Source organism: Sphingobacterium sp. CZ-UAM, from assembly GCF_002000245.1.
Classification (GTDB): Bacteria; Bacteroidota; Bacteroidia; order Sphingobacteriales; family Sphingobacteriaceae; genus Sphingobacterium.
In genome coordinates this window covers 482,423-505,469 of record NZ_MTCM01000002.1, presented here as the reverse complement: position 1 = coordinate 505,469, position 23,047 = coordinate 482,423, and the positions used below count along the sequence as shown (strand labels likewise).

At 41.4% G+C, this 23,047-nt stretch carries 17 protein-coding genes; 9 read left to right on the top strand and 8 right to left on the bottom strand.

The window, feature by feature from the left end; genetic code table 11:
- Positions 1 to 44: 44 nt before the first annotated feature.
- The 3 genes from BWD42_RS12270 to BWD42_RS12260 form a co-directional block, all read right to left on the bottom strand.
- Positions 45 to 1,571: a glycoside hydrolase 43 family protein gene (locus tag BWD42_RS12270; protein ID WP_077436677.1), complete on the bottom strand. Its 1,527-nt coding sequence runs from the start codon at positions 1,569 to 1,571 to the stop codon at positions 45 to 47.
- A gap of 182 nt (positions 1,572 to 1,753) precedes the next feature.
- Positions 1,754 to 4,201, bottom strand: a complete 2,448-nt coding sequence (locus BWD42_RS12265) for a hypothetical protein (RefSeq protein ID WP_217700064.1) — start codon at positions 4,199 to 4,201, stop codon at positions 1,754 to 1,756.
- A 42-nt stretch (positions 4,202 to 4,243) separates the two neighbouring features.
- A complete protein-coding gene (locus BWD42_RS12260) occupies positions 4,244 to 6,235 on the bottom strand; it encodes a DUF5054 domain-containing protein (RefSeq protein ID WP_077436676.1) in 1,992 nt (663 codons plus the stop codon).
- A gap of 686 nt (positions 6,236 to 6,921) precedes the next feature.
- Here BWD42_RS12260 and BWD42_RS12255 point away from each other — a divergent pair.
- The 3 genes from BWD42_RS12255 (at position 6,922) to BWD42_RS12240 (ending at position 9,396) form a co-directional block, all read left to right on the top strand.
- Positions 6,922 to 7,497, top strand: coding sequence for a Crp/Fnr family transcriptional regulator (locus BWD42_RS12255; protein WP_077436675.1), 576 nt, complete (start codon positions 6,922 to 6,924; stop codon positions 7,495 to 7,497).
- Between the two features lie 167 nt (positions 7,498 to 7,664).
- Positions 7,665 to 8,360: a type 1 glutamine amidotransferase domain-containing protein gene (locus BWD42_RS12250; protein WP_077436674.1), complete on the top strand. Its 696-nt coding sequence runs from the start codon at positions 7,665 to 7,667 to the stop codon at positions 8,358 to 8,360.
- Positions 8,361 to 8,628: 268 nt separating this feature from the next.
- On the top strand, positions 8,629 to 9,396 hold the full coding sequence (locus BWD42_RS12240; RefSeq protein WP_077436672.1) for a DUF4382 domain-containing protein: 768 nt from the start codon (positions 8,629 to 8,631) through the stop codon (positions 9,394 to 9,396).
- 122 nt (positions 9,397 to 9,518) lie between these two features.
- Here BWD42_RS12240 and BWD42_RS12235 read toward each other — a convergent pair whose 3' ends face one another.
- Positions 9,519 to 11,981, bottom strand: a complete 2,463-nt coding sequence (locus BWD42_RS12235) for a PIG-L family deacetylase (protein ID WP_077436671.1) — start codon at positions 11,979 to 11,981, stop codon at positions 9,519 to 9,521.
- Positions 11,982 to 12,281: 300 nt separating this feature from the next.
- On the opposite strand from BWD42_RS12235, the gene BWD42_RS12230 reads away from it, so the two are divergent.
- From BWD42_RS12230 to BWD42_RS12220, 3 genes are all read left to right on the top strand, one after another.
- On the top strand, positions 12,282 to 13,313 hold the full coding sequence (locus tag BWD42_RS12230) for a fatty acid desaturase (RefSeq protein WP_077436669.1): 1,032 nt from the start codon (positions 12,282 to 12,284) through the stop codon (positions 13,311 to 13,313).
- Positions 13,314 to 13,690: 377 nt separating this feature from the next.
- The gene (locus tag BWD42_RS12225; RefSeq protein WP_077436667.1) at positions 13,691 to 13,987 is read left to right on the top strand and encodes a hypothetical protein; all 297 of its coding nucleotides are present in this window, start codon (positions 13,691 to 13,693) and stop codon (positions 13,985 to 13,987) included.
- A 180-nt stretch (positions 13,988 to 14,167) separates the two neighbouring features.
- Positions 14,168 to 14,629, top strand: coding sequence for a ferritin-like domain-containing protein (locus BWD42_RS12220; RefSeq protein WP_175992049.1), 462 nt, complete (start codon positions 14,168 to 14,170; stop codon positions 14,627 to 14,629).
- A 96-nt stretch (positions 14,630 to 14,725) separates the two neighbouring features.
- Here BWD42_RS12220 and BWD42_RS12215 read toward each other — a convergent pair whose 3' ends face one another.
- The 4 genes from BWD42_RS12215 to BWD42_RS12200 all read right to left on the bottom strand — a co-directional run bounded on the left by BWD42_RS12215 (position 14,726) and on the right by BWD42_RS12200 (position 20,047).
- On the bottom strand, positions 14,726 to 14,983 hold the full coding sequence (locus BWD42_RS12215; RefSeq protein WP_139351134.1) for a hypothetical protein: 258 nt from the start codon (positions 14,981 to 14,983) through the stop codon (positions 14,726 to 14,728).
- 205 nt (positions 14,984 to 15,188) lie between these two features.
- Positions 15,189 to 17,999, bottom strand: coding sequence for a glycoside hydrolase family 2 (locus BWD42_RS12210; RefSeq protein WP_077436661.1), 2,811 nt, complete (start codon positions 17,997 to 17,999; stop codon positions 15,189 to 15,191).
- Between the two features lie 387 nt (positions 18,000 to 18,386).
- Positions 18,387 to 18,893: a pyridoxamine 5'-phosphate oxidase family protein gene (locus tag BWD42_RS12205; protein ID WP_077436659.1), complete on the bottom strand. Its 507-nt coding sequence runs from the start codon at positions 18,891 to 18,893 to the stop codon at positions 18,387 to 18,389.
- 158 nt (positions 18,894 to 19,051) lie between these two features.
- Positions 19,052 to 20,047 (bottom strand): hypothetical protein, encoded by a 996-nt coding sequence (locus tag BWD42_RS12200; protein ID WP_077436657.1) that lies wholly within the window; start codon positions 20,045 to 20,047, stop codon positions 19,052 to 19,054.
- A gap of 220 nt (positions 20,048 to 20,267) precedes the next feature.
- Between BWD42_RS12200 and BWD42_RS12195 the strand changes: the two genes are divergently transcribed.
- The 3 genes from BWD42_RS12195 to BWD42_RS12185 all read left to right on the top strand — a co-directional run bounded on the left by BWD42_RS12195 (position 20,268) and on the right by BWD42_RS12185 (position 22,996).
- A complete protein-coding gene (locus BWD42_RS12195; RefSeq protein ID WP_077436655.1) occupies positions 20,268 to 21,521 on the top strand; it encodes a putative DNA modification/repair radical SAM protein in 1,254 nt (417 codons plus the stop codon).
- On the top strand, positions 21,521 to 22,279 hold the full coding sequence (locus BWD42_RS12190; RefSeq protein ID WP_077436653.1) for a TIGR03915 family putative DNA repair protein: 759 nt from the start codon (positions 21,521 to 21,523) through the stop codon (positions 22,277 to 22,279). The genes BWD42_RS12195 and BWD42_RS12190 overlap by 1 nt, the downstream gene beginning before the upstream one ends.
- A 120-nt stretch (positions 22,280 to 22,399) precedes the next feature.
- The gene (locus BWD42_RS12185; RefSeq protein ID WP_077436651.1) at positions 22,400 to 22,996 is read left to right on the top strand and encodes a porin family protein; all 597 of its coding nucleotides are present in this window, start codon (positions 22,400 to 22,402) and stop codon (positions 22,994 to 22,996) included.
- Positions 22,997 to 23,047: the final 51 nt, after the last annotated feature.

Below are 23,047 nucleotides of genomic sequence, written 5' to 3'. Positions count from 1 at the left end.
ATGTACATTTCTAATAATAAAAGATTCTTCGTGTTAAGACATATTTACTTATTGGTAAATCTAAACCAATTAAAATCAGCATAACCATCTACTCCTTCTGCCGTTTTACTATAGTTGAACAATGCAAAACGATTTGCTGTCCAAGGTAGTCCTAACTGCATCTTTAAATCATTTCCAATAGCATAAAAGTTCTCTCCATCGGTGCTATAATAGAATTTTGCTATAAACCCCTTATCAGTAACACGTGCCCTTACCCACAGCTTATCACCTTCAAAGTTCTCTTTACTCTCGATAATCCTATCATCATTACTCATGATAATTTTACGTTTACCGTTGACCTGCTCCACAGCCACAAAAGCATATGGGAATTCAAAAACACCAAATCCAGCCACATTGCCATTTTTTAATCCTTTCAAATCGATTTCAACAGTGCCTTCGGAACTTGGTCCCTGCACCCGTTGTGACAAGGTATTGCGGGCAGTTTTTAAAGAATCTGCTCGAGAAGCGTGTAAACGCATATACCCTTTCCGTTCCTGAAGGGACCACTTGCTATTGTCAGGGTTGTGGTTCCATTGCCATTGTAAGCCCAGTTTTGTCCCATTGAACTCATCAGTCGTAGCCGGAGTTTTTATTGGGTAAGTCTTTCCGACATTTGGTTTCTTGTAGGTAATCACGTCCTTATTACCGGTTCCCAGCATTGGCCATCCATCCTCCCACTTGACAGGCAAAAGATGGGGAACCCGACCTATCGCACCACGATCTTGCATAATAATAAACCACCAGTCCCCGTTTTTCAGCTGTACCATACCACCCTGATGTAGACCGTTGTCAGGATAGGAACTGTTATCATTGAGAATCAATTTATGCTCATAAGGTCCATAGATATTATCTGAGCGCAAGCAGATCTGCCAGCCCTGTGTTCCACCCGCCGGACAGGTGATATAGTACTTGCCGTTGATCTTGTACATATGCGCTCCTTCCATTCCAAAATGACCACCAAGCTCGTTCGCATTCTTGAAGCTACCTTGCCAGATTTTGACTTTATCACTCTTGACCGATTTAACATCTGCATTCAGCTCTGTTAGGTATAATGTACCTTGACCATGTACCACATAAACTTTACCGTTATCATCAAAGAACAAACCCGGGTCATACAGATATTCAGGAAAGATTGTCCGCTTCCATGGCCCCTCAGGTTTATCCGCTTCGCAGATCGAGAAATTCCCCTTTTCACGTCCCCAACCATACGGCGTACAGAATCCAGCATAGAATTTCCGATTGTGATGCTTTAAAGTTGCAGCCCAAGAGCCATTCAAATACAATGTTCCGCCTTCCATATTGTAACGGGGGTCTTCCTCATAATGATCCACGGCATAGCCTACCATTTCCCAATTGACTAAATCTTTGGATTTCACAATCGGAGCTCCAGGCACATAATGCATACTCGTCGAGATCATATAAAAATCGTCCCCTACACGGATCACATCGGGATCCGGCCAATCACCCCAAAGCAAAGGGTTGGTAAATGTTCCATTGCCATTGTCAGGGCTCCATACCTGCTGTGCCGACACTTGTCCAAAAAGTGATAGTTGTCAAAGCCAAAGCAAGCCCCAGCTTCGTGGACGGCTTACCATAGCGTTTCGTTATAATCGTATTCATCTTAGAGTTATTCGCTTTTATCAAGTACAAAGCAACTTCAGTAATCTATACCATACTGCAATGCTCGCTATATTCATGATAACTATTTGTATTTTTATTTTTTAACTAAATTCAATGTTTCCCCTTTCATACGCGTATTATATCGCACAATAACTTCGGGTTTTTCATCGCTATTTGTGTCACAAGAAAATGCAACTGCAGAGCCACCTTTTGGTAAAACCGCCGTTCCCTCCACAGATAAAGCAGCTATTAAACGATAATTTTTATCCGTCAAAGTTGCTTTTCCCTTATGATCTAATAAGATGTATTGATCCTTTTCCAGTTTACCCAGGATTTTGACAATTCCCTTATCCGTTTTAAAAGATGGATTTTCAATGGTACCATCTCCTTCAATTTTCATACGTAAGGCAAAAGTGCTTTCTTCTGGCGACTCCCATGACCAATCTGCTCCCCCCGGTTGTCCCGGCTGCATCGAAGATAGGTCACAATGGTATTTTTTAGAGACAAATAATGGATATAACATAAATTTCGTCTCGTCAATCTTCTCCAAATGCCATTCGGTCTTTGGATCCTTCAACCTGAGTTTTTGTTCAGCCGTAAAAACATCGGCAAGCCGCAATTGATCCCAATTCTTCATGCTTTCTAATAACAGGTCTATCTGTCCATGTTGTTGCAAAGTCTTAATATCAATACTCATGGCGTATCCTGAGTCAAAACCTGCAGATTCGGAGAGTGCCCATTCGAGATCCTCGAGGGAAGTTGCCTCAAATTTACGATCCGCTAAACGTACCAAAAACCAACCCAGCATTCGCGGAAACAGATTCCGCTGAAAGTAATCCTGATTCTTGATTCGATTTTCCACCTGCCCTGCGCGCATTTCTTCTCCCCATGGCTCCCCCCAGTTCATTCGCGTATGAATATGCCATAGGTAATGATCGAGACGACTGGCATCGTTGATCAGATCAGCCTTGTTATCAAGTCCTCTATAAAAATCAGAAACAAATTTCCCCGTTGCATAGTAGTCCTGCCCCGTATACATACAACCTTCAAGACCATCAAACGAAATCTGTTTAATACCCGTTTTATTGAAAATAGCGGCTAATCGTTTAGCGTATTCATCTTGAAGCGTCAAATCAGGGAATAAAGTCTTATAGGGATAGTCCCATAATTTATAGACTATATTCTCCAGTCCATGACTCGCCCTTTGTGTGCCAAAAGCCCCACGCACACAGTTTGTCAATACCCATTGTTCCCCCTTTTTCTCGGCCTTATCATATGTAATCAGTTCGTCTTCAATCTGAAGCGTGTTGAGTGTAAGCGGTAGGGAAAATAATTCACTTTGCTGAACCGCAATTTCTTGTTGATTCGCATCCAATGCCCCAACAAGTTTCAATTCACCTTGTTTTAGCAAATGCTTACTCGGGATCGGTGTCACATAAGGATCGTTTGTTGTCGTAAAATTTGACAAAGTATGGATACCGATATTGATGCCCTGTTGCCCAGCCCTATCCACCAGCTTCTTCATACCTGCATCAGCCTCGGCACTCAATTCTTTGCGCCATTCGAAATGTCCCCAGTTAAGGAAAGGATCGGGGTGATATAGATTTTTAAATCCGGCACGTTTTGTTTTTTCCAATGCAAAATCCAGATTGGCAGCTGAGAAATTGGTGATCAAATACGAACGCATGGCATTACGAGATACCTTGGCCCATTCACCGGCAATCATTGGATGAGGTAAACCCTGCTCAACTTCTACTCTTCCTATACGTGTTAAGATCTGGCTTCTTTTATCTCCGAAAAGCGCCACTTTGGCCCCTGCGATCAACCCATCGGCACCTTCGACAGGCAAAGTTACCATATGATTTAGGCCTTTGACATTTTGCACTTCTTTGGTATTTCGGTTCTTGGCCGACAGCTGAAACACTGCTCCGTTCCCGGCATCCACAGCAGCAAAATGACCAAAAGAAATACTAGCTACCGAAAGATTACTATTTTGCCCTTGATAATTGAATGCTTTACTATATGCTCCAATATAATCCTCCGGTATACCCGCAACAGTCTTTACATGCAGCGCCTGCATACCAAATGCGAGATCCTCTCCCTGCGCGACACCCACCACTTCACCCACTACCTCATGAAGTTTGATCTTAACCGGTCCAAACACCAACAACTTATAGGCAGGAGACAACTTTAGGACTTCATATGTAATTGCTTCCTTCTTCTGGCCAACTCTCAGTTCCACAGCCTGGCCATCCTCCATCGTCAATGAAAAATGGTCCCCATTCACTTTTAATGCTTTCGGTTGTATAATTTTTTGCTCCTTATAGACTGATACGATGGGATATCGGCCCGATTCCAACAGCTCTTTGCCATCTACTTTGATCGAGGTATAAAAGCCTTGTTGATCAAAGCGCACTTGTGTTAAACTCGTTTTTAGATCCTGTGCCCATGTAGGGTTTCCAAATCCCGACATCAATAGGCCTACTATACAGGCAATAGTTTTCATTGGGTATAATTTGATTGTATTTAAATTGCTATTCATTTAATTTCGATTGGATGTATACTATCCTTTTACTTGATCTTTCTATGGAATCAACTCAACATCAAACCGATAGGTCACTGCACCACCAAACCACATGCTAAAGTTTGTTCCCCAAACATTGTTATATAGACAAAAATGCAGGCCTTCACGAAAATCAGGTTGATCTGTGGAATAATTCAACAAATCCCGTTTGCCGATTGCTACCAGCAGCGCATCTTTGCTACGGATACGAATTTTACCTGCGTTTGTCACAATATCCACATAGTGATCCAAGCCATGCAGCTGTCGATTACCACCTTCAACCACATCCAACACCCGAACGGGCTGCCCCAGCTTCTCAACAAGTATGTCCACAACCTGCTCCGGATAGAAACTTAACCAATAGGCTTCCGGAAGACGATTGGCCGGTTTATCCACCAAGGTATAACTTAACTGAATATGATTCGTTTTTTCATTAACGTGATAAGTGCTATAGACCTGTTTGGGTAGTACTGCCTGTTCAATCTTCCCTAGAGCAGTTAAGTCTAGCTGGCTATGGATTTCATTTTTGCTTTTAATATATTTAGACTTTTCAAGAGAGGCCACTAGCGTACGACTTTCGGACATTTGGGGTGTTAAACCAGGTTTACCAAAATCCCGAATTGCCCAGTCCACTTTTTGAGTGATATAGGAATCCCTAAAACGTTCAAAATCTGCTGTCGAAAAGCTTTGATAACTAAGTTCTCCCATTTTCATTCGAAAACCCTTTTTATTCAGTTGGAATGTCCCATCTTTACCAAGTTGTTGCGCAGCATCCACCCCTTCAAAATTAGGTTTAGGAATCGATGCCAATTGTTGTAAAACGTGCTCGGCCTCAGTACGAAGGTCTTTAGGCAGAAACTTTAACGATTCATTTATATGGGCTTCTTTTTCGGCCCATGACGCTTCTATTTTTTTAAATTCAGGTAAATTGAGGGCTTGATTGAAATCAGCAAAGCGATAAGTATCCCAATGTTGGAGGTGAGTTTTCACGTCCAGCCCCCAGGTATGTTCTGCCACCAGACCAAGATTAATGGCAAATCGAATAGCAGCATCGCTATTGGGATTGATACGTCCATCCTTAACCCAGGTTTCGTAACATCTAGACAACGCTCTAAAACGAGCCATCATCAAGGGTGAACTTCCAAAGCCATGAATCCATGTATCGCCAATTTCCTGTGTCATCAAAGGAAGTTTGTCCCTCATTGGACGCAATACATTAGCAACATCACTCAGGGTAGAAGCATGTAATGTAGCATTTGGATAACGCTTCTGAATCGATGCATAAATTTCCTTAACTTGTTGTACAGTATGTGGCCCATGATTATCTCCAGTAAAGGCAATGACCATGGCAGTCTTTCCGTCGGGCAGGATCATATCGCTACCATAATCTTTTTGGTACATTAATGTCACTTCACTGCCATCGGGACTCTTCCAACGACATAGTGCAGGGACATTCGGAACCTTACTTGCGGGGTTCACACCGACCTGTAAAAAATCGATGCCATTTTTTTGTAGTAAGGGAACGATTCCTCTAGTATGTCCCGGAACATCAGTCATCTTCGCGGCCTTGGTTTGTTTACCAAACTGACGATCCAATTTTCGCGACAGCTGTAGCATGGTTCCAAAAAGAGCTTTGTTTAAAGATTCCGATTCAACAGTGTAAGGGATTGCATTCCACACAATATCTCCACGGCGGATTGCAGCTTCCAATTTCATCTTATTTTCTGGACTCGCTCGCTCCAGATAGGTGGCGATCAACCAAGAGCCCGTTGTCCAGACATAACGTTCTTTGGCTCCTGAATTTCGAAGCTCCTCAGCAACTGCAATGGCCTTTGGAATAAATTCGTGGATATAACGTTGTTCCACAACGGAACTCAGTTCGGTAAATCCAATATCCAAGTGCGTTTTAAAGATCAGGTGTACCTTTTGGATAGCATCATTCTGTGTCTGTCCAATGGCAAAAAATGCGGTAAATACAAATAGACAAGAACAATAAAATTTTCTATGTTTCATGGATAATAGTAGGTTTATCTTCTGTCAAAAATCGTTTATTCTCCAATAATGACGATTGAAATGAAGTAATCCCTAGCGGGAAATCGAGATTAATAGAAAAAATATTCCTCTATCGAGAAGTACATAGCCGGCTTACATCAAATGAGGATAGAAAATAAAAAATCTTAATAAAAAAAAACACCCGATAGCATGGGGTACTCCGGGTGTTTTAGCCATATTATTAACCTATTTTATGAAAAGTGCCCTTGAATGGGCAACACTAAAATAGAAAATAATTTCATATAAACAAAATAAAAAATAAAAAAATCAGTTTTTTCCTTTAAGCTAAACCGGTTAAACATTGATTTATATGTACTACCTTTTAAACACTACTGGCTCTGCTAAGTACAGGTTATGACCTTATTCGCGTCAGCTCCTACATTAATAGGGAAATTACAGGGAGTTAACAGGGGGTTGACAGGAGTATAACAGGGGTAAATCCCTATTATACCCTTGTTAATACGGGGTAAAAATAGTCTTATATCAGTTTTAACGTAAAGGATGGTATTGACTTGGCCCTAAGATGGTCAATAGCGCTATTAACGAGACGAAAAAACTTTATTCATATAAACTGCACCAAAAAAAAATCCCTATGTTCAGTTATAAATGGATTTTCCTTAATTTTAGTCCATTAAATAAAGTAAACTATGACTGGTCGCGAAATTCTCAGGCAACATATTCATCAAACCGTTCAGTTGAATGATGAACAATTTGATTATTTCTTTTCCTTTTTCAGACCGGTATCTTTTAAAAAGAAACAATCGATTATCACTGTTGGTGATACCGTAGACTGCGAATATTTTGTCCTCAATGGTTGCTTAAAAACTTTTGTGGTAAACGATGAACAAAAAATGCATATCCTGCAGTTTGCGACTCAGACCTGGTGGGCATCTGATTATAATGCCTTACACAACAATACGAAAGCAACGGTCAACCTGGACTGTGTCAGCGACGCTGATGTATTCTGTCTATTTGGGGAAGATCGTGAACGTGTATGTAAGGAAATCCACGCGGTTGAAACATTTTTAAGATGGCGTTCGAATAGAGGTTATATCGGTTTACAGAAACGAATTCTCTCTCTGCTCAACAATGATGCCCGCAGTCGTTATGAGGAACTGATGCGGCAATATCCCCAACTTTATAATCTTGTTCCCAAACATTTGATCGCGGCTTACCTTGGGGTCTCCAGGGAAACGCTCAGCCGGCTTTATCACAGCAAATAATGTGACCTATATCACCAAAACAAACCATTCCTTAAAATGTGATGTATATCACATAGGGATCTTACGAATTATCCCCTACTTTGTACTATCGTGTTAAATGGTTAATTTTTTAATAGATGGAACTGATTGATGAAATAGCTTCATCGCCGCTTAGAACAAGTTAAGATATGAAAAAAGACAAATTAAAAGTGTTGGTTGTACTTACATCACATGATCAATTGGGAGATACAGGAGAAAAAACTGGCTTTTGGGTGGAGGAATTTGCTGCGCCCTACTACGTTTTGCATGACGCCGGAATCGAAGTAACAATCGCATCCCCAAAAGGTGGCCAACCACCTATAGATCCCAAAAGCGCACTTCCTGATTTCCAGACAGCAGCCACAAGACGTTTCGACGCAGATATGGAACTTCAGAACAAGCTTGCAAACAGCCTGGCCCTAAGCAACGTTAAAGAGCAAGATTATGATGCGATATTCTACCCCGGTGGCCATGGCCCACTTTGGGATCTTGCCAATGACAAAACTTCGATTGCCTTGATCGAATCATTCTGGAAACATGATAAGCCTGTAGCTGCCGTATGTCACGCACCAGGTGTTTTCCGGTTTGTCAAGGATACCGATGGCAGTCCATTGGTACAGGGCAAAAGGGTAACGGGCTTTTCAAATTCGGAGGAAGAAGCTGTACAGCTGACCGACGTGGTCCCTTTCCTAGTGGAAGATGAACTGGTCAAACTTGGTGGACACTACAGTAAAGGTGTAGATTGGAGCAGTCATGTGGTCAAAGATGGTAAATTGATCACCGGTCAAAATCCCGGTTCATCCGAAGAGACCGCAAAAGAACTGCTGGCTTTATTGGAACAATAGAGCACTGACAATTAAAACGATATTCCTTTTTGAGAGATACAAAGCTGCGTCAGGCTATAGCTGATACAGGCGACCTATTTGAAAATCCCATTTTTTTAGCTATTATGATAACTAAAAAATGGGATTTTTTAGTTATTGTGTTCCATCTCTCTCCCGACCAACGGTTAATACAATGGCTAAAATGCCTTAAAGACCATAAGGTTTGCTATTGTGGCACAACCTTTGTAATGGCAGAATTATATAAAGTATATGTAATAAGTTACTAACTATGAAATCAAATTCTATTTTTGTTGCTTTGGCAGCCATAGGGCTACTAGGCAGCTGCAGTAAAGACGACAATCAGTCTACACAAACAACCCCTGTAACTATCAAAATGACCGATGCCCCAGGTTATTATGATGCCATCCATCTAAATATTGATGAGATTGAAATTCGCACAAGCTCAGGTGTTGAGAGCCTGGACGTTGATGGCGACCCCTTTAACATTCTTGAATATACGATGGGAAAAGATACGGTGATTGCGGGGGATGATGTTCCTTCAGGTAGGATTCAGGAAATTAGACTGAAACTTGAAGATGAAGGAAATGAAATTTGGGTTGATGGCGTCCGTCATTCACTCAAAACACCGAGTGGTCAATCTTCGGGTGTGAAAATCAAGGTACAAGATGAGTTGATTCCGAATGTTGCCTACACCCTATTACTTGATTTTGATGCATCGAAATCGATTGTACAAACCGGTAATGGCCAATATTTACTTAAACCAGTTATTCGTGCAATTCCGGTAGCAACCTCAGGCGCAATTACAGGTACAGTTACCCCAGCAGCCTCATTGGCTCATGTATTCGCCATCAATGGCGTGGATACCGTTGGAACGTTGGCAAATTCCGTTGGAAAATTCTATTTCCCAGGTATGTCTGAAGGTACTTATAAAATACTTGTTCAACCTTCGGTTGCGGGTTACATGGAAAAAACCGTTGAAGACGTTCAGGTTGTAAAAGGAAGCGTTAAAGACGTGGGTTCCATCTCCGTACAATAACGATCTTTGGTAAAAGAAGGAGCATATTAGTAGACTGCCCCCAGAAAGTGTCTAACTTTTTTGAGGGCACTGCATGAGTATGCTTCTTTTTCATACCATCTTAAAGGTTGCGCACAGGCTCGCTATACCGAAATCTCAGATCCTCCTATTGAAAGCATATTGGCAAAAAGACGATAGGCACCAGACACCCCAGCAGGAAGCTGTCTGAACAAGGAGAGACTACTGTAAATGTAATATCCGTTTCCCTTTCTACGGACAAGCAATAAGCCATCTTCATCTCCTCTGTCGAAATTTTGGGTACGTAAGATGGGTTTAAATTCACTATTCCAGGCTTTAGGTAAAAACAGCGCACGATCCTGCACCCAATTAGCAAAATCATGCTGCCCTATTTTATTTGGATAATTCAAGATCCTATGATCGGGCTCTAGAAAGCTAACAGCAGATTCAACATCCGTAATCCGTTCGCCACTTACCGTTAAAGGATAAGCACCCAGCTCGTCTACGGATAGATCATAGGGTGTATTATATTGGCCGATAACGACCCCACCCGCTTCAATGTAATTACGCAATTGTGTATGGAAATTCACCAGTTGTGGATCAGTATTGTAAATCCGGATGCCCAATACCACAGCATCAAAAGTCAAAAGATCTGTATCTTTCAAGGCCGATACAGTTATAAGTTCGAGCTCATCCACCATCTGCTCCAGTCCAGCTACCAATTCATCCTTTTTATTGGCGATATAGGCAATTTTTCTGGCGGTGTTGACAACCGAACTATTTAAAACCCTTAAAACGGCTTTAGGAAAATATAAGATATCTTCAATATGGGGATAACTAAGTGATTTTGAACACCACTGTTGCATACCATAAGAACTTTCTATCTCAAAGCTAATCTGTTGTATTTGTTCAACGGGTCCTACGGATGTTAACTGAAAATGGATTTTTTCAGAAGCATTGCCCTGCAAAGTCAATGACTGTACTTCGGGAAATAGCTTTAATCCATCTGACCCCTTGATTCTGACGCTAATAGTCTCGGCAGAAGCCACATGGGATTGTAGGTCAACCGAGACGAGACGGCTGGAAGAATCAGTCAGAACAATAATGTCGGTATGAAAGGCTCCTGTAATAGCTGGAGAAATAGTAACCGGCCTATTGTTATTCAATACAGGTACATCGATCGCAAAGGATAAACCTCCAAACTGCAGTTGTAACTGTGCTCGGATGGGATTATCTTTTTGGGCAAGTACAATATCGCTGAATGATTGTGGGGAATAACTACCCGAGTCTCCTTCCTCCTTTAACCAGGCAGGAAATGAGGGTTCAATAGCCGGACTGAGCCGACCGGTAATCGCTATACGTTCTGTATGTGACACTTGATGCGCTTGCTGATATACTGTTTCAAAAAAGGGAATCGACACATGAGTCAATACCAGATCCGAATCCTGCGGTATATTTGCCTGCAAAAATAAGTGCACATCAGTACCTGGTACCCAACGATCGACCAGTGAATTGATTTCAAAGGATACGTCAAGCGAGCGAAGCAAAAGAAGTTCAAGATAGGCACGTTTCCCATGTATTATGCTACTTGTCGGCACCGTCCTCATCCAGATCAAAACTGTCGCGATCGCCAATGAAAATTCACGGCTCCCCCCTTGCGCCTGTCTCAGAAGCAAACCGTCAACAAGTTTCTTAAAAACAGGAATATACAGATCTTCGGTTTCAGACGAAGTATATAGCAGATCGGCAGTTTTGAGGTCAACAGGTTTTCCCTTCAATAATTCAAAATATTCAGGCGTAAGTCTATGTTGTGTTAAACTGGCCATCGCCTGGGATCGGTGTTTATTACGGCTTTCAGCTGCAATCTCACCATGATGTAAGCCCGAATAACGATTATATGTGGGGATATTTACCGAAAAATGATGCGGCAAAGGCCTTACTTGGCCACCGATATCTTTGACACCACTCTCCTGATAAACATTCCAAAACAGACGCTGTACCTGCCAAACAGCTAATTCCTCCAGCTGTTCAGGATAAGCCTGTGGATCTGCAGCGAGATCATAAGCCTTTTGTGCCAGGATTGCCGAACTCTGGTGATGTCCATGAAGATCGGGAATATCGGGTGAAAACCGCGTGATCATAATATCCGGACGAAAGTATCGGATGGCCCATACAATATCCCCAAGCACTGCCTGCTCATCCCAACGGAGCATAGTTTCAGTTGCAGACTCCACAAATCCAAAGTCTTTGGCGCGTGTAAAAAATTGTTTTGTTCCCTCCGTCTTCCGGGCAGATAAGGATTCCTGCACACGAAGGACACCCAAATCGGCACCTTTTTCTGTACCTATAAAATTCTGTCCCCCTTCACCCCGCGTAAGCGACAAATAAGCGGTATCAATAAGCCGATCCTGAGCAAAAAAGGTCAGTAGCTTATTGTTCTCATCATCCGGATGTGCACCTACGTACAAAATCCTGCCAAACACCTTCAGCTTGCATAGTTCACGCATGAAACCATTGTAATTTTTTTGCGAAGAGATGCCATTTATGGGTTGTGGTCGGGATGATTGTGCGAGAAATTCTAATGCCATATCCTTTATTTTTATATCCGTAACGGTCAAATATAGCAATAATATTTTAAAGACTACTAATTCTATAGATATTATTATAAGAATACTAATATTGACTTCACAATATTTCAGGCCGGCTAATATTCATCTGGAACGAACAGTTAAAGAGTCGAATCACTATTTCGTTACTTTGACTTTCTTGGGCAGCTTAGTCATAGCAGCAAAAGACTTGGAATATATGTTAAACTTTTGGAATTAACACTTTTTAACCGATATATACCGTAGCTTAGCACTTTATCAACAATTAGATCAACCCACAGAATGCCCTTTTTAGATCATGTACTCCAAAAACCCAGCTATGGCTGGAAAGACGACAATGGAGACCTTATTAAACCTAGCCCAAAACAAATATTAGGTGAATTTTTCAAAAGATTGAATGTTTTTAAGGACCAGCGCAACTGGTTACCTTTTTTTAGCTGGCTGAAAGTAGCTTGTCTTATTCCATTTTTCTTTGTCTTTCTCTTTGCTCACCTGAGCTGGTGGACAGTACTGGCAGCCTTTATCTATAGTATGATCATTATGGGGACGCATGGAACGATCTGGCACCATCGTTTTTCCACTCATGGGGCCTTTAAGTTCAGCAATCCCTTTTGGCGTTTTTTCACGCAAAACCTGACCATCAATGTAATACCGGAAGAGATATATGTCATTTCGCATCATGTACACCATGCAAAATCCGATCAGCCGGGAGATCCTTATAACGCGCAGGCTGGATTTCTATATTGTTTTTTGGCCGATGTCAACCATCAACCGATCGCCAAAGATCTGAATGAAAACTCTTATAACCGCGTTAAGTTACTCATGAAGCACACCGGCGTTACAGCCAATACCTATGCACAATATCAAAAATGGGGTTCTTATGTCAATCCGACCCATGCCATCCTATCCTGGGTATTGAACTGGTCATTTTGGTATGTTGTATTCTTTCTGATCGGTGGTCATGCCCTAGCCTGCTGCCTATTTGGTGCGGCTGGTTTCTGGGCCATCGGTGTACGTACCTTTAACTATGAAGGCCATGCCAAGGGTGAAGATAAACAACGGGAAGGAATAGATTTTAATGAAAAAGATAAATCCATCAATCAACTATGGCCGGGTATTGTCGCCGGAGAATGGCACAACAACCACCATCTCTACCCCAAAAGTGCGCGAAGTGGTTTCAAACCCTATCAGATCGACCTCGCCTGGTGTTACATCAAAATGATGCATCGATTAGGCGCTGTCAGCAGTTATCGCGATGATAAAAAACGCTTTAATGAACAATACCATAAGCCTTATCTTGATGCTAAAAAATAAATCTGATTATAAATATCAGATCCATTGGATTTACAAAAAACGCTCTTCGGGCGTTTTTTTTTGAGACGAGCTATTTTTAGCTGAGTTTTCAAAAGGAACAGCCTTCTTTTGGAGCTTTAAATAGTAAAAATTCGACAGCAAATACGATATAATTCACCTATTGTTACTATTAAGTAGAAGAATATAACAAATATTTTCTTTGCATATTATGCAACAATAGGCAAATCTAAATATGAAAACTGGTAATACCATCAATCAAATAATGGCATCTTGACAGTGCCAATCATATTCCAATTTACGTAAAAATGCGGCAAATTGGGTATTACTTCGGTCAACCTTAAGTCTATTCGTTCGGTTCTATCTAAAAATTCAATGGTATGAAAACACGCAACAAACACAAAGATTTACGGTCCAGAATACTTCTCTTCGTTATTACCGCTATTCCCAATCCAGATCCACGAGAACCGAGTCCCGATCTTACCAGATCGGATGAGGATTCCTTTTCCGCTGATGAAGACGATCGACCATTGGATACGGATCAGGATAATGAAGATCCCAATACGGACCTCTCAGGTATTAAAGATGACCGTACCCATGATGTTGAAGAAGCGCAGGCTGAGCAGCGAAAAAAAGACGATGATAAACCCGACCTCTCAGGTGAAATTAATGTTTAACACAGCTGCTTAGGGCCTAAATAACATTATCGAATTCTGAATAGTGGTTTGCAATTTTAAAGTCCCGCGGCATTTCAATTGGTAAAAATACGCAACGCGGATTAAATACCTAAATCACATTTTTTGTAAACGAAGCAATCCAACGGAATGTTTCTTTTTAGAAAACAAATCAAATTTAATATGGAACATAACATCAATGACCCCGCAGTTATCAATGACATTATCAAAATCAATAACGATAGAATCGAAGGCTATCAAAAAGCTATCGAACTTGCACACAACCACGGCCTGCATGAATTGGAAGCGGATTTTAGAAAATATATTGAACAATCCGAATCCTTCATTACCGAATTGACCCCTTACCTGAAATTGGAGGGAGAAGAGCCCACAGACAGCACCATGCTTAGTGGTAAACTATTTCGAGCATGGATGGGCATCAAGGTAAATGTCACCGGCAACGATAAAAAGAGTCTGCTGGAAAGCTGTGAGAAAGGTGAAGATGCTTTTAAAGCTACCTATAAAAAGATTTTGGAGGACGATATTGATACACTCTCGCCCAGTGTTAAAAATGTTTTAACCATTCAACTTAACAAACAGTTGGAAGCGCATGATACTATAAAAATGCTGCGCGACAATGCTTAATATAAGCGCAAATCATACTCCATTGGCATGTAGATTCTTGATGATTTCAAAACCGGGCGCTTTCGGGTTCCCGGTTTTGTTTTCAAGGAGCAAAAGCTATTTTTCGTTCAGATTTCTGGATTTCAACTCGTTGTCCAGCGCTTCATCCGATTTCCTCCAGCGAATAAAGGCCCAAGCGCCCATAACAATAAGCATAAACGTAAAAATAGTAATCCCCTTATTTACGACACCATAAACAATAACACCGGCACAAAATCCGACAAGTATGGCATTGATCAATTTGCTACTTTTTTGCTGCTTTTTTCTATCCAACAGTTCCTGATCGGTTAACTCGGTTAGTTCCTTTTCTTTCATAGTTTTAATGTTTTGGCCAATATTATCTGAATCAAAATTAGACAATTTGCTTTTTATAAGCAATTTAATTATGTACCATACAAAAACAATTTGCCGATCTCTCCTCAGCCATTGAATACTTTTCATATACAAACTGAAAAAGTAACTCGTCCGCCAGAAGGGGAAATGCATGTTGAAAACGATTGGCTATATAATCATGGCGATTTTAATAAAACATAGCAGCTACTTTAGCCCGTTCAAACATATTTTTGGGATCGAACGAACCGGAATTCATATACTTAAGCAATGATTTTTTCATCTGTTTTATTTCCAGCCGATTTGCCGAATCATGAAGCAGGTCTGCAGTTGAAATAATCAGTTTTCCAGCACCGACTCTGCCCTCTACAATTAATCCAAGTGACCTATTGCTAAACCAGTCATCTATTACACGTACAATAGGTTGTATATTTTCTCCAAGTTCATCCATTAACATCACGTTCGCATGAGAGACCAATCCCCACCATTGAAAATCTGAATGATAATCCGTAGGGAACAATGAAAACGCAGGATGTTTTGGATCGACCATGACACCCATCACATGGGGGGCTAACTTTTTCGTCCATGCCGTATTCCAGAAGATCGGCGAATACCCCATTACGATTTCACCACCTTTTTCCGGTTTGATAGTCCCTTTACGGGGTGAAAAGAGTACTTTTCCACCTTTCTCCAAGACCAGATGAGCTTTGCTATCCAAGGTATCGGTTATGTAAACATCTCCAGGATCAACTTCAGCCGTATGTGGATATACCCAAATCTTCCATTGATTACTATACTGGCCAACCTTTACAGTCAACAACAAAGCTTCAGGCTCGCTAATGTCAGCCAGATCATACTGAATGTTGCCAAGCATGGTTCCATTACCCAAAGGTATGGCTGTCCGCTCCAATACGCCACGACCAATCAAACTACCGTCATCTTTGGTGATTTCCCATACTGGTAAAATATCCTTTATTTCTTCCCGGCCAAAATGTGCAATTTCTACAGTGGCATTCAAAACCTCGGTGTTTTCGTAAACCATTTTCGGAAGCCTCACCAAGGGCACCGTCCCACCAGAGAAAGATTTAAATTCGTCAGGAGAAATATATCCCTTTTCTTCCCAGAATGCGTCAAGTACACCTACTAATGCTGTCCCTTGCCCTGGAAAATCACTCAGCCCCAACAGTTGAAACCCAGCGAATCCTGGCGTTCGTAAGGCAGCTTCGATATCGGCTTTGTAGGTCAGTGCCTGGTGCCGTCCACTTGCCATCAGAAAGTCATCCGCGAGATCCCCTAATTTAGCGTCTTGTAGTGTTTCCTGAAAAACTTCAAAATTATGCGCCTTCAAAACACCATCATACTTACGGATTTCCTTGAAATTGGGATAGGCACACCATTGCCCCACTTCATGAGAAATATACGGCACTTTATATTTGCCGATAATTTTAGCCCAATCGAAATCTGTTGATGGCGGATTTGCGTTGTTGTGACTTTTCAAGCCATCCCCCCACACATATAAGCGCGGATACATCGCATCATAGAATTCATTGGCTTTTATATCTGGCCAGCCTGCCCCCGCTGTGTAAAGATGCCTATTATCATATTTCTTCAAATAGTCGGTCAAACGACCAAGAAATTCACCTTGGCGATCACCATCAGGCTCATTACCATAGGTATATAAAATAAAAGAAGGATGATTGCCATAAGTATCTAAAATTAGCTCCGATTCCTGATAGATCCATTTATCAAATCTATTTCCCTCCCCAACCTTTGTCCATCCACCACCTTCTACCTGCAGATAGACACCCAATTCATCTGCTGCCTCAAAGGCTGCTTTTGGCGGACACCAGGAATGAAATCGAACATGGTTCAGACCATGATTTTTAACAACTTGAAAAATACGTTTCCACTCCCCGATAGCTGTCGGAGGATAGCCCGTTTTAGGAAACACAGCACAGTCCAATGTCCCGCGGAGAAAAGTCAAACGATCATTGATCTCAAATTGCGTCCCTTTAACTGATAACTTTCTCATTCCAAAAGTCGCATCATAGGATTTTTTGTCTTTTCCATCAACTGTACTTATTGTTAGATTATACAAAAAGGGTGTAAACTCGTCCCATTTATAGAAAGTCTCCCCCATTGGATAAATCAATTCTAATCGGCCTTTGCCAACAGGAACAGGATGTTTTTCATGTATTGGTTTGATTTGATGAACTTTCGGTGCTAATTTGGAAGAAGCATTTAGCATAAAGTTTATATTTTTTTGTGTTTCAGTCCTATTGTTAGTCTTCATGACCACGCGGATCTGCTTGTTGTCGACGTCCGGATAAACAGCAATATGCTCGATCGAAACTAGCGGAACAGCCCTCAACCCCATTTGGCCGATAATACCATTCCAATTCGTTTGTGTATGGTCAGAAACACTATGTGCATTGGCACCAACATCAATATCTTTAATTCGGTTATCTACCCGGATTGTAATCCGATGTGTACCTGATTTGAGCCGCCCGATAGCATATTCATGGGCAGTAGCCAAAGAATTTCGCATACCTATTTTCCTGCCATCAATCCAAACGGTCGTTTCCCAATGTGGTCTTTCCAAAGTAAGTAGCATCTGCTCGGTGCTCATGGACTGAGTGATCGTGAATTTACGGCTATACCATGCCGAACCAACAAAATTTTTATTAGGTTGCAGCCAAAAAATTGTCTTATAATTATCCGCTGTACGAAATTTGGCATAACGCTCGGACTTGAACCAGGTAGAATCAACGATGGCTCCAGTCCATTTGGTATGTGCGCCTATCCGATAGCCCTGATTGTTAGAAGCTAAAGATCCCGGCAAGGTTAATGACTCCTTAAAATCACTCAGCTGCCAATTGTTTTTTTCCCCTTCGTCTTCCGGATCCAACCTAAATTGCCAACGGCCCCGTAAGTCAATTTCCTGTGCATAAATAGGGCACAGACAAAAACTAAACATGACAAAAAACAATATTCTATTCATTGGGATTCTGTTTTATTTGTGTATGAAATCTGGTAGATATAGAATCAACGGGTTATAACCAATAACCCTGAAAACCGACAATCCGCAACAGTTTACAATTGTAGCTTTACGTGACATCATTAACAAAAAAACAAATATTTACTCAATTAGGCATGTAGAAAACTATTAAAACCATGTAAATAACAACTCGCTGAAAACAAAACGAGGTGTCCATTTTTTTTGGACACCTCTATTTCTCTTTGACTGTATCAATCGCCTTCGATCACCTTTCAAATATTCGATTCTTAGCGGATTTACTGATACATTTTTATAGCCTTTGTTTCAATCTATACGGTCATACCCTAGCTTGGCTATCTTCCTCAACTTCCTCTTTAGTCAGCTGCCCGTTTAAAGATTTAAGTCACCTTCCTTGCCAATATCTTCGGTATTTCCTGTTATCGTAGCTTTCAGCATTTGAAAAAGATTGACAATCATATTCGAATTCGAATCCCAATAATGAGCATCCCTGGGACTTACCCGCAATAATCTAATGTTAGGATCTTCTTTCCCTTTTTCAAACCAGCCTTCCATCATTTTGTTCCAGTAGCGATCTATTCTATCCTGATCTCTAGATAAGCTAGCCGTACCATTGATACTTAAGAAAGTATAATTTTTGGGATCAGCGTAAAAAACCGAAACTTTTGGATCCTTCTCAATATTCTTATATGTCTCGCTCTCCGCAGAGCAGATATACCAGATATTCCCCTCATTGTCCACCTCCTGCCTACTCATCGGCACACCATGTGGGTACGGTGATTCCTGACTAAAAGAACAAATTGTACCAATGTCGATCTGATCAACGATCGACTTTAACTTATCTAATGCTTCTTGGTTGTGCATATTTTTCTCTGCCATAATCTATTGTTTACTACTAAACAACTGTTCTTTTCAAATAGTTCAATTGAGTTTACATTTTGGCTGGATTCCTTGCAAGCATGTAATGGGTAACGGTTATAACGACAGTTTCACTGTATTACTTAAGTATTGTTAGTCGCTCGGCAGACATGATCGCGCTAAATCTTGTCAAGTGCCAGCATAAGCGCTTTGAGATCCTGCTTCATAAGTGTAATGCTGGATTCCAGCTGATCATACATATCCGCCCGGTTCTCCAGTTCGTCCGTTGAGTACTTGCCTCCTTCACCAAAAAAGAGTGGTGCAGAAGACTTCTTGGGATCCAGGTTGATCTGCCCCAGGTTGGTCCATTTTTCTACAATCTGTTCTCTTAGCGATTTATCCTGCCCGATAGACGGATTCTTGTATTTGAGGTAATACCAGACCAGCGGCGGAAAGATTGCCGAAGTCTCCACATTGTCCCATACATCTTTTAAGGCATTTCGTTTGTGATAAAATTCGACAGATTCCTTATTAAAAAGCATCATCAAACCCAGGCCTGCCTCACCAATACCCGCGGTAATACCAATGGTATTGCTTACCCCTTCATTTTTAATCGCGCCACCGGCAAGGATAGCACCCAAAGCCCCGACGACAATGGCTCCTTTTGTCAATTTGGACTCGCGATCCCCCTGTCTTCCTTTGAGGTAGTTAGCGACCTGACTCACTCTTTCCTCTTCACAGTCCATCTCCGAAGAGACGGCAGAAATCTCGATTGAGGCCGCATTTATCCGATGGTCGATATCCTGCTTGAGCTCTAACATACGGACCCGGGCATCCATACTGGTACTGTCTCCCCTGGTTCGCAGCTGCATATATTTATCCATCAGATCCAATATACCTATGGCATTGGCCATATTAAGCGTATTGTGATCAAATTTTTCCGTCAAACGCTTTGACAGCTGCTGCTGATGCAGTGCTACCGGAAGCTGATCAGCGGTATAGCTATAGAGGTTTCGTTGATTGCAAGTGCTATTGTATAGTGCATCCCGTATACCGGGATCTTTGATAGTCCGACAGGAGCTCATCAAAACCGCTCCGACCAGCAATATCCAACTGACCGATTTATGGTCTATAGCCAGAAAGTTAAAATAGTCCCGATGAAGTACCTTGTTCATATATTTAAGTTATCATGGTATAAAATTAGCCTGGCTTACTTTTGCAGTGCCAAACTGATCCCTGTCATCTAATTTATGAAAAAATATGGTTGTCCTGACATAAATTCAACACATTATCCAGGAGACTTTGGATAAAAACAATTTCGCTCAGATCGTATTATTTTTAGCAATATTTACTAAGAAAAATAGTAATTTTACACAAATTACTAAGATATTGATCATGATTGGATTTGATGATAAGTTGAAGATCTTAGCTGATGCAGCAAAATATGACGTCAGCTGTAGCTCAAGTGGCGGAAAACGAAAAAATACGCATGGCATTGGTGATGCATCAGCGAGTGGGATTTGCCATACCTATACAGAAGATGGTCGATGTGTCTCTTTGCTAAAAATTTTAATGACCAACTATTGCATCTATGATTGTTCATTTTGTGTCAGCAGACGCAGCAATGATGTTCAACGAGCGGCATTTTCAGTGAAGGAAGTCGTTGATCTAACGATGAACTTTTATCGCCGTAATTATATCGAAGGTTTATTTTTAAGTTCCGGGATTTTTAAATCCGCAGATTATACGATGGAAAGGTTGATGCTCGTCGTAAAAAAGCTTCGCACCGAAGAAAGATTTAATGGCTATATTCATTTAAAAGCTATCCCCGGGGCCAGCGAGTCGCTATTAAAGCAAGCCGGCCTATACGTTGATAGGATGAGTGTCAATCTGGAGATCCCTACGGAGCAAGGCTTAAAACTTGTTGCACCAGAAAAAGACCATCAATCCGTCCGCGAACCTTTGGCGATTATCAAAAATGAAATCCTTAACGTTCAGCAGCATAAAAAGATTGTTAAAAACGTTCCGCTCTTTGTCCCCGCAGGCCAAAGTACACAGATGGTCATTGGAGCCACACCGGAGACAGACCTACAGATTATGCAGACCGCTCATGAATTTTACAAAGATTATAAGCTCAAGCGCGTTTACTATTCAGGTTACATTCCCATAAACGCCACCGATAGCATGCTTCCACAAATCGGTACCACTCCACCTCTTGTGCGTGAAAATAGACTTTATCAAACAGACTGGTTATTGCGGTTCTACGGGTTCTCCCTGCATGAAATCCTAAATACACAACATCAACAGCTTGAACTGGATATAGACCCCAAACTCGCCTGGGCTTTACGTAATCCTCAGTTCTTTCCGATCGATATCAATACAGCGGATTACAATTCAATTATTCGAATTCCCGGGATTGGTAGACAGTCCGCAAACAAAATCGTGCAGGCACGTCAATACGGAAAATTAAAGGAATACCAATTGCGTAAGCTGGGAATCGCATTTAACAGGGCAAAATACTTTATGATTTGCCAAGATACCGTCATCAGTGCCGGATTCCATTATCCGGAACAGATTCGGAAATCTCTTCTTGGACATCAGTCCAGCACCAACTCGAACAGCATTCAAACGCAGTTAACATTATTCTGATGAACTATATTTTCGACGGGAGTTATCAGGGTTATTTATGTTGCGTTTTCGAAGCCTTTGAACGAAAAGAATTTGACGCTATTCCAACAACTGCACAGCAGCTGGAAATCAATATATTTTCGCAGAAACGTCAGATCCATACGAATGAACTTAAAGCCATACGTATTCTGACCGCGATGAATAAGTTAATTGGATTACAAAATACCAAGATCTTTTACCACAATTTTCTCAGCGACAGTCCATCCGAATGGACCAACGGATTCCGGCTGATCGTGGAACTTTTCAAATCCGGAAAGATGGATATGCAGAATTATGGGCGGCCGGATCTGTTGCGTATACATCAGACGATAAAGAAAGTGAGCCGGGAAAGACACCGGATGAAAGCCTTTATACGCTTTGTTAAATCCGATAATGGTCTGTATACAGCTATTGTGGAGCCCGATTTTAATGTTCTGCCATTGGTCATTGATTTTTTTAAGAATCGCTTTACTGACCAACAGTGGCTGATCTATGATATACGACGAAATTACGGGTTTTATTATAATTGCCACCACGTAGAGGAAGTAGCTAGCTGTGCTGAAAATGAAATTCAGACCCCTAATCGTTTGGAAATAGATCTGGATCCAAAGGAAAGAGAATTCCAGCATCTCTGGAAAACCTATTTTAAAAGCACGACGATCGAATCCCGGAAGAATTTAAAACTTCACTTGCGACATGTTCCCAAGCGATATTGGAAATACTTGACCGAAAAACAATAGGTGATCAATACCATGGCTCATCTTCATGTTTACTTTCGTCACCGCCAGTATACCGTTCGTCAAAGACTTTTCTGTATCAGCGCCGGCCTTCGTTTTTTTGTGCATATCAAAACAATAAAAATGAACAGAAAAGCAATTTTATCATGCGTTGTACTCTTCGCGATGATGTTAAGTAAAATGGTATTTGCACAGGAGCAGCCCCTTATTCAGATCGGTATCAAAGGTGGAAGCAGCATCAACAAGCTCAACACCGAATTGGCAGACCTGGACGACAAATATGCACTGGGGCTCCACTTGGGCGGTATGGCACGTTTCAACCTCGGAAGAGCGTACATTCAGGGCGAGGCACTTTTCAGTAAACGTAAAGCAGCACTTAAACCACAGGGACAGACCGAAACCAAACTCAAATGGAATGCAATTGATATTCCTGTGATGGTCGGTTATAAAATCTACCAACAACAGGACATGAACTTTCGGGTATTTGCCGGTGCGGTGTATAATTATACACTGAATGACAACTTATCACCTTTAAAGGCCATCAAAGAGGGAGTCAAACATTTCGATAAGTCCAATGTACAATTTACAGGTGGTCTTGGGGTCGATATCCAAAAATTCAGTATCGATGTTCGCTATGAAAGAGGTTTTTCGGATATGTCCAAATCTTTTAAATCCAAGCCACAGGCGTTTTCCATCGGCGTAGGTTACTTTATATTCTAATACAGCCCTTAACGCAAAAAACCTTTGAAGGCAATCCCGTATTCGCTTTCA

Bases quoted from the DNA above. Each gene is read 5' to 3' on its own strand.
- BWD42_RS12265 (WP_217700064.1), bottom strand. From the start codon at position 4,201: ATGAATAGCAATTTAAATACAATCAAATTATACCCAATGAAAACTATT.
- BWD42_RS12260 (WP_077436676.1), bottom strand. From the start codon at position 6,235: ATGAAACATAGAAAATTTTATTGTTCTTGTCTATTTGTATTTACCGCA.
- BWD42_RS12255 (WP_077436675.1), top strand. From the start codon at position 6,922: ATGACTGGTCGCGAAATTCTCAGGCAACATATTCATCAAACCGTTCAG.
- BWD42_RS12250 (WP_077436674.1), top strand. From the start codon at position 7,665: ATGAAAAAAGACAAATTAAAAGTGTTGGTTGTACTTACATCACATGAT.
- BWD42_RS12240 (WP_077436672.1), top strand. From the start codon at position 8,629: ATGAAATCAAATTCTATTTTTGTTGCTTTGGCAGCCATAGGGCTACTA.
- BWD42_RS12235 (WP_077436671.1), bottom strand. From the start codon at position 11,981: ATGGCATTAGAATTTCTCGCACAATCATCCCGACCACAACCCATAAAT.
- BWD42_RS12230 (WP_077436669.1), top strand. From the start codon at position 12,282: ATGCCCTTTTTAGATCATGTACTCCAAAAACCCAGCTATGGCTGGAAA.
- BWD42_RS12225 (WP_077436667.1), top strand. From the start codon at position 13,691: ATGAAAACACGCAACAAACACAAAGATTTACGGTCCAGAATACTTCTC.
- BWD42_RS12220 (WP_175992049.1), top strand. From the start codon at position 14,168: ATGGAACATAACATCAATGACCCCGCAGTTATCAATGACATTATCAAA.
- BWD42_RS12215 (WP_139351134.1), bottom strand. From the start codon at position 14,983: ATGAAAGAAAAGGAACTAACCGAGTTAACCGATCAGGAACTGTTGGAT.
- BWD42_RS12210 (WP_077436661.1), bottom strand. From the start codon at position 17,999: ATGAATAGAATATTGTTTTTTGTCATGTTTAGTTTTTGTCTGTGCCCT.
- BWD42_RS12205 (WP_077436659.1), bottom strand. From the start codon at position 18,893: ATGGCAGAGAAAAATATGCACAACCAAGAAGCATTAGATAAGTTAAAG.
- BWD42_RS12200 (WP_077436657.1), bottom strand. From the start codon at position 20,047: ATGAACAAGGTACTTCATCGGGACTATTTTAACTTTCTGGCTATAGAC.
- BWD42_RS12195 (WP_077436655.1), top strand. From the start codon at position 20,268: ATGATTGGATTTGATGATAAGTTGAAGATCTTAGCTGATGCAGCAAAA.
- BWD42_RS12190 (WP_077436653.1), top strand. From the start codon at position 21,521: ATGAACTATATTTTCGACGGGAGTTATCAGGGTTATTTATGTTGCGTT.
- BWD42_RS12185 (WP_077436651.1), top strand. From the start codon at position 22,400: ATGAACAGAAAAGCAATTTTATCATGCGTTGTACTCTTCGCGATGATG.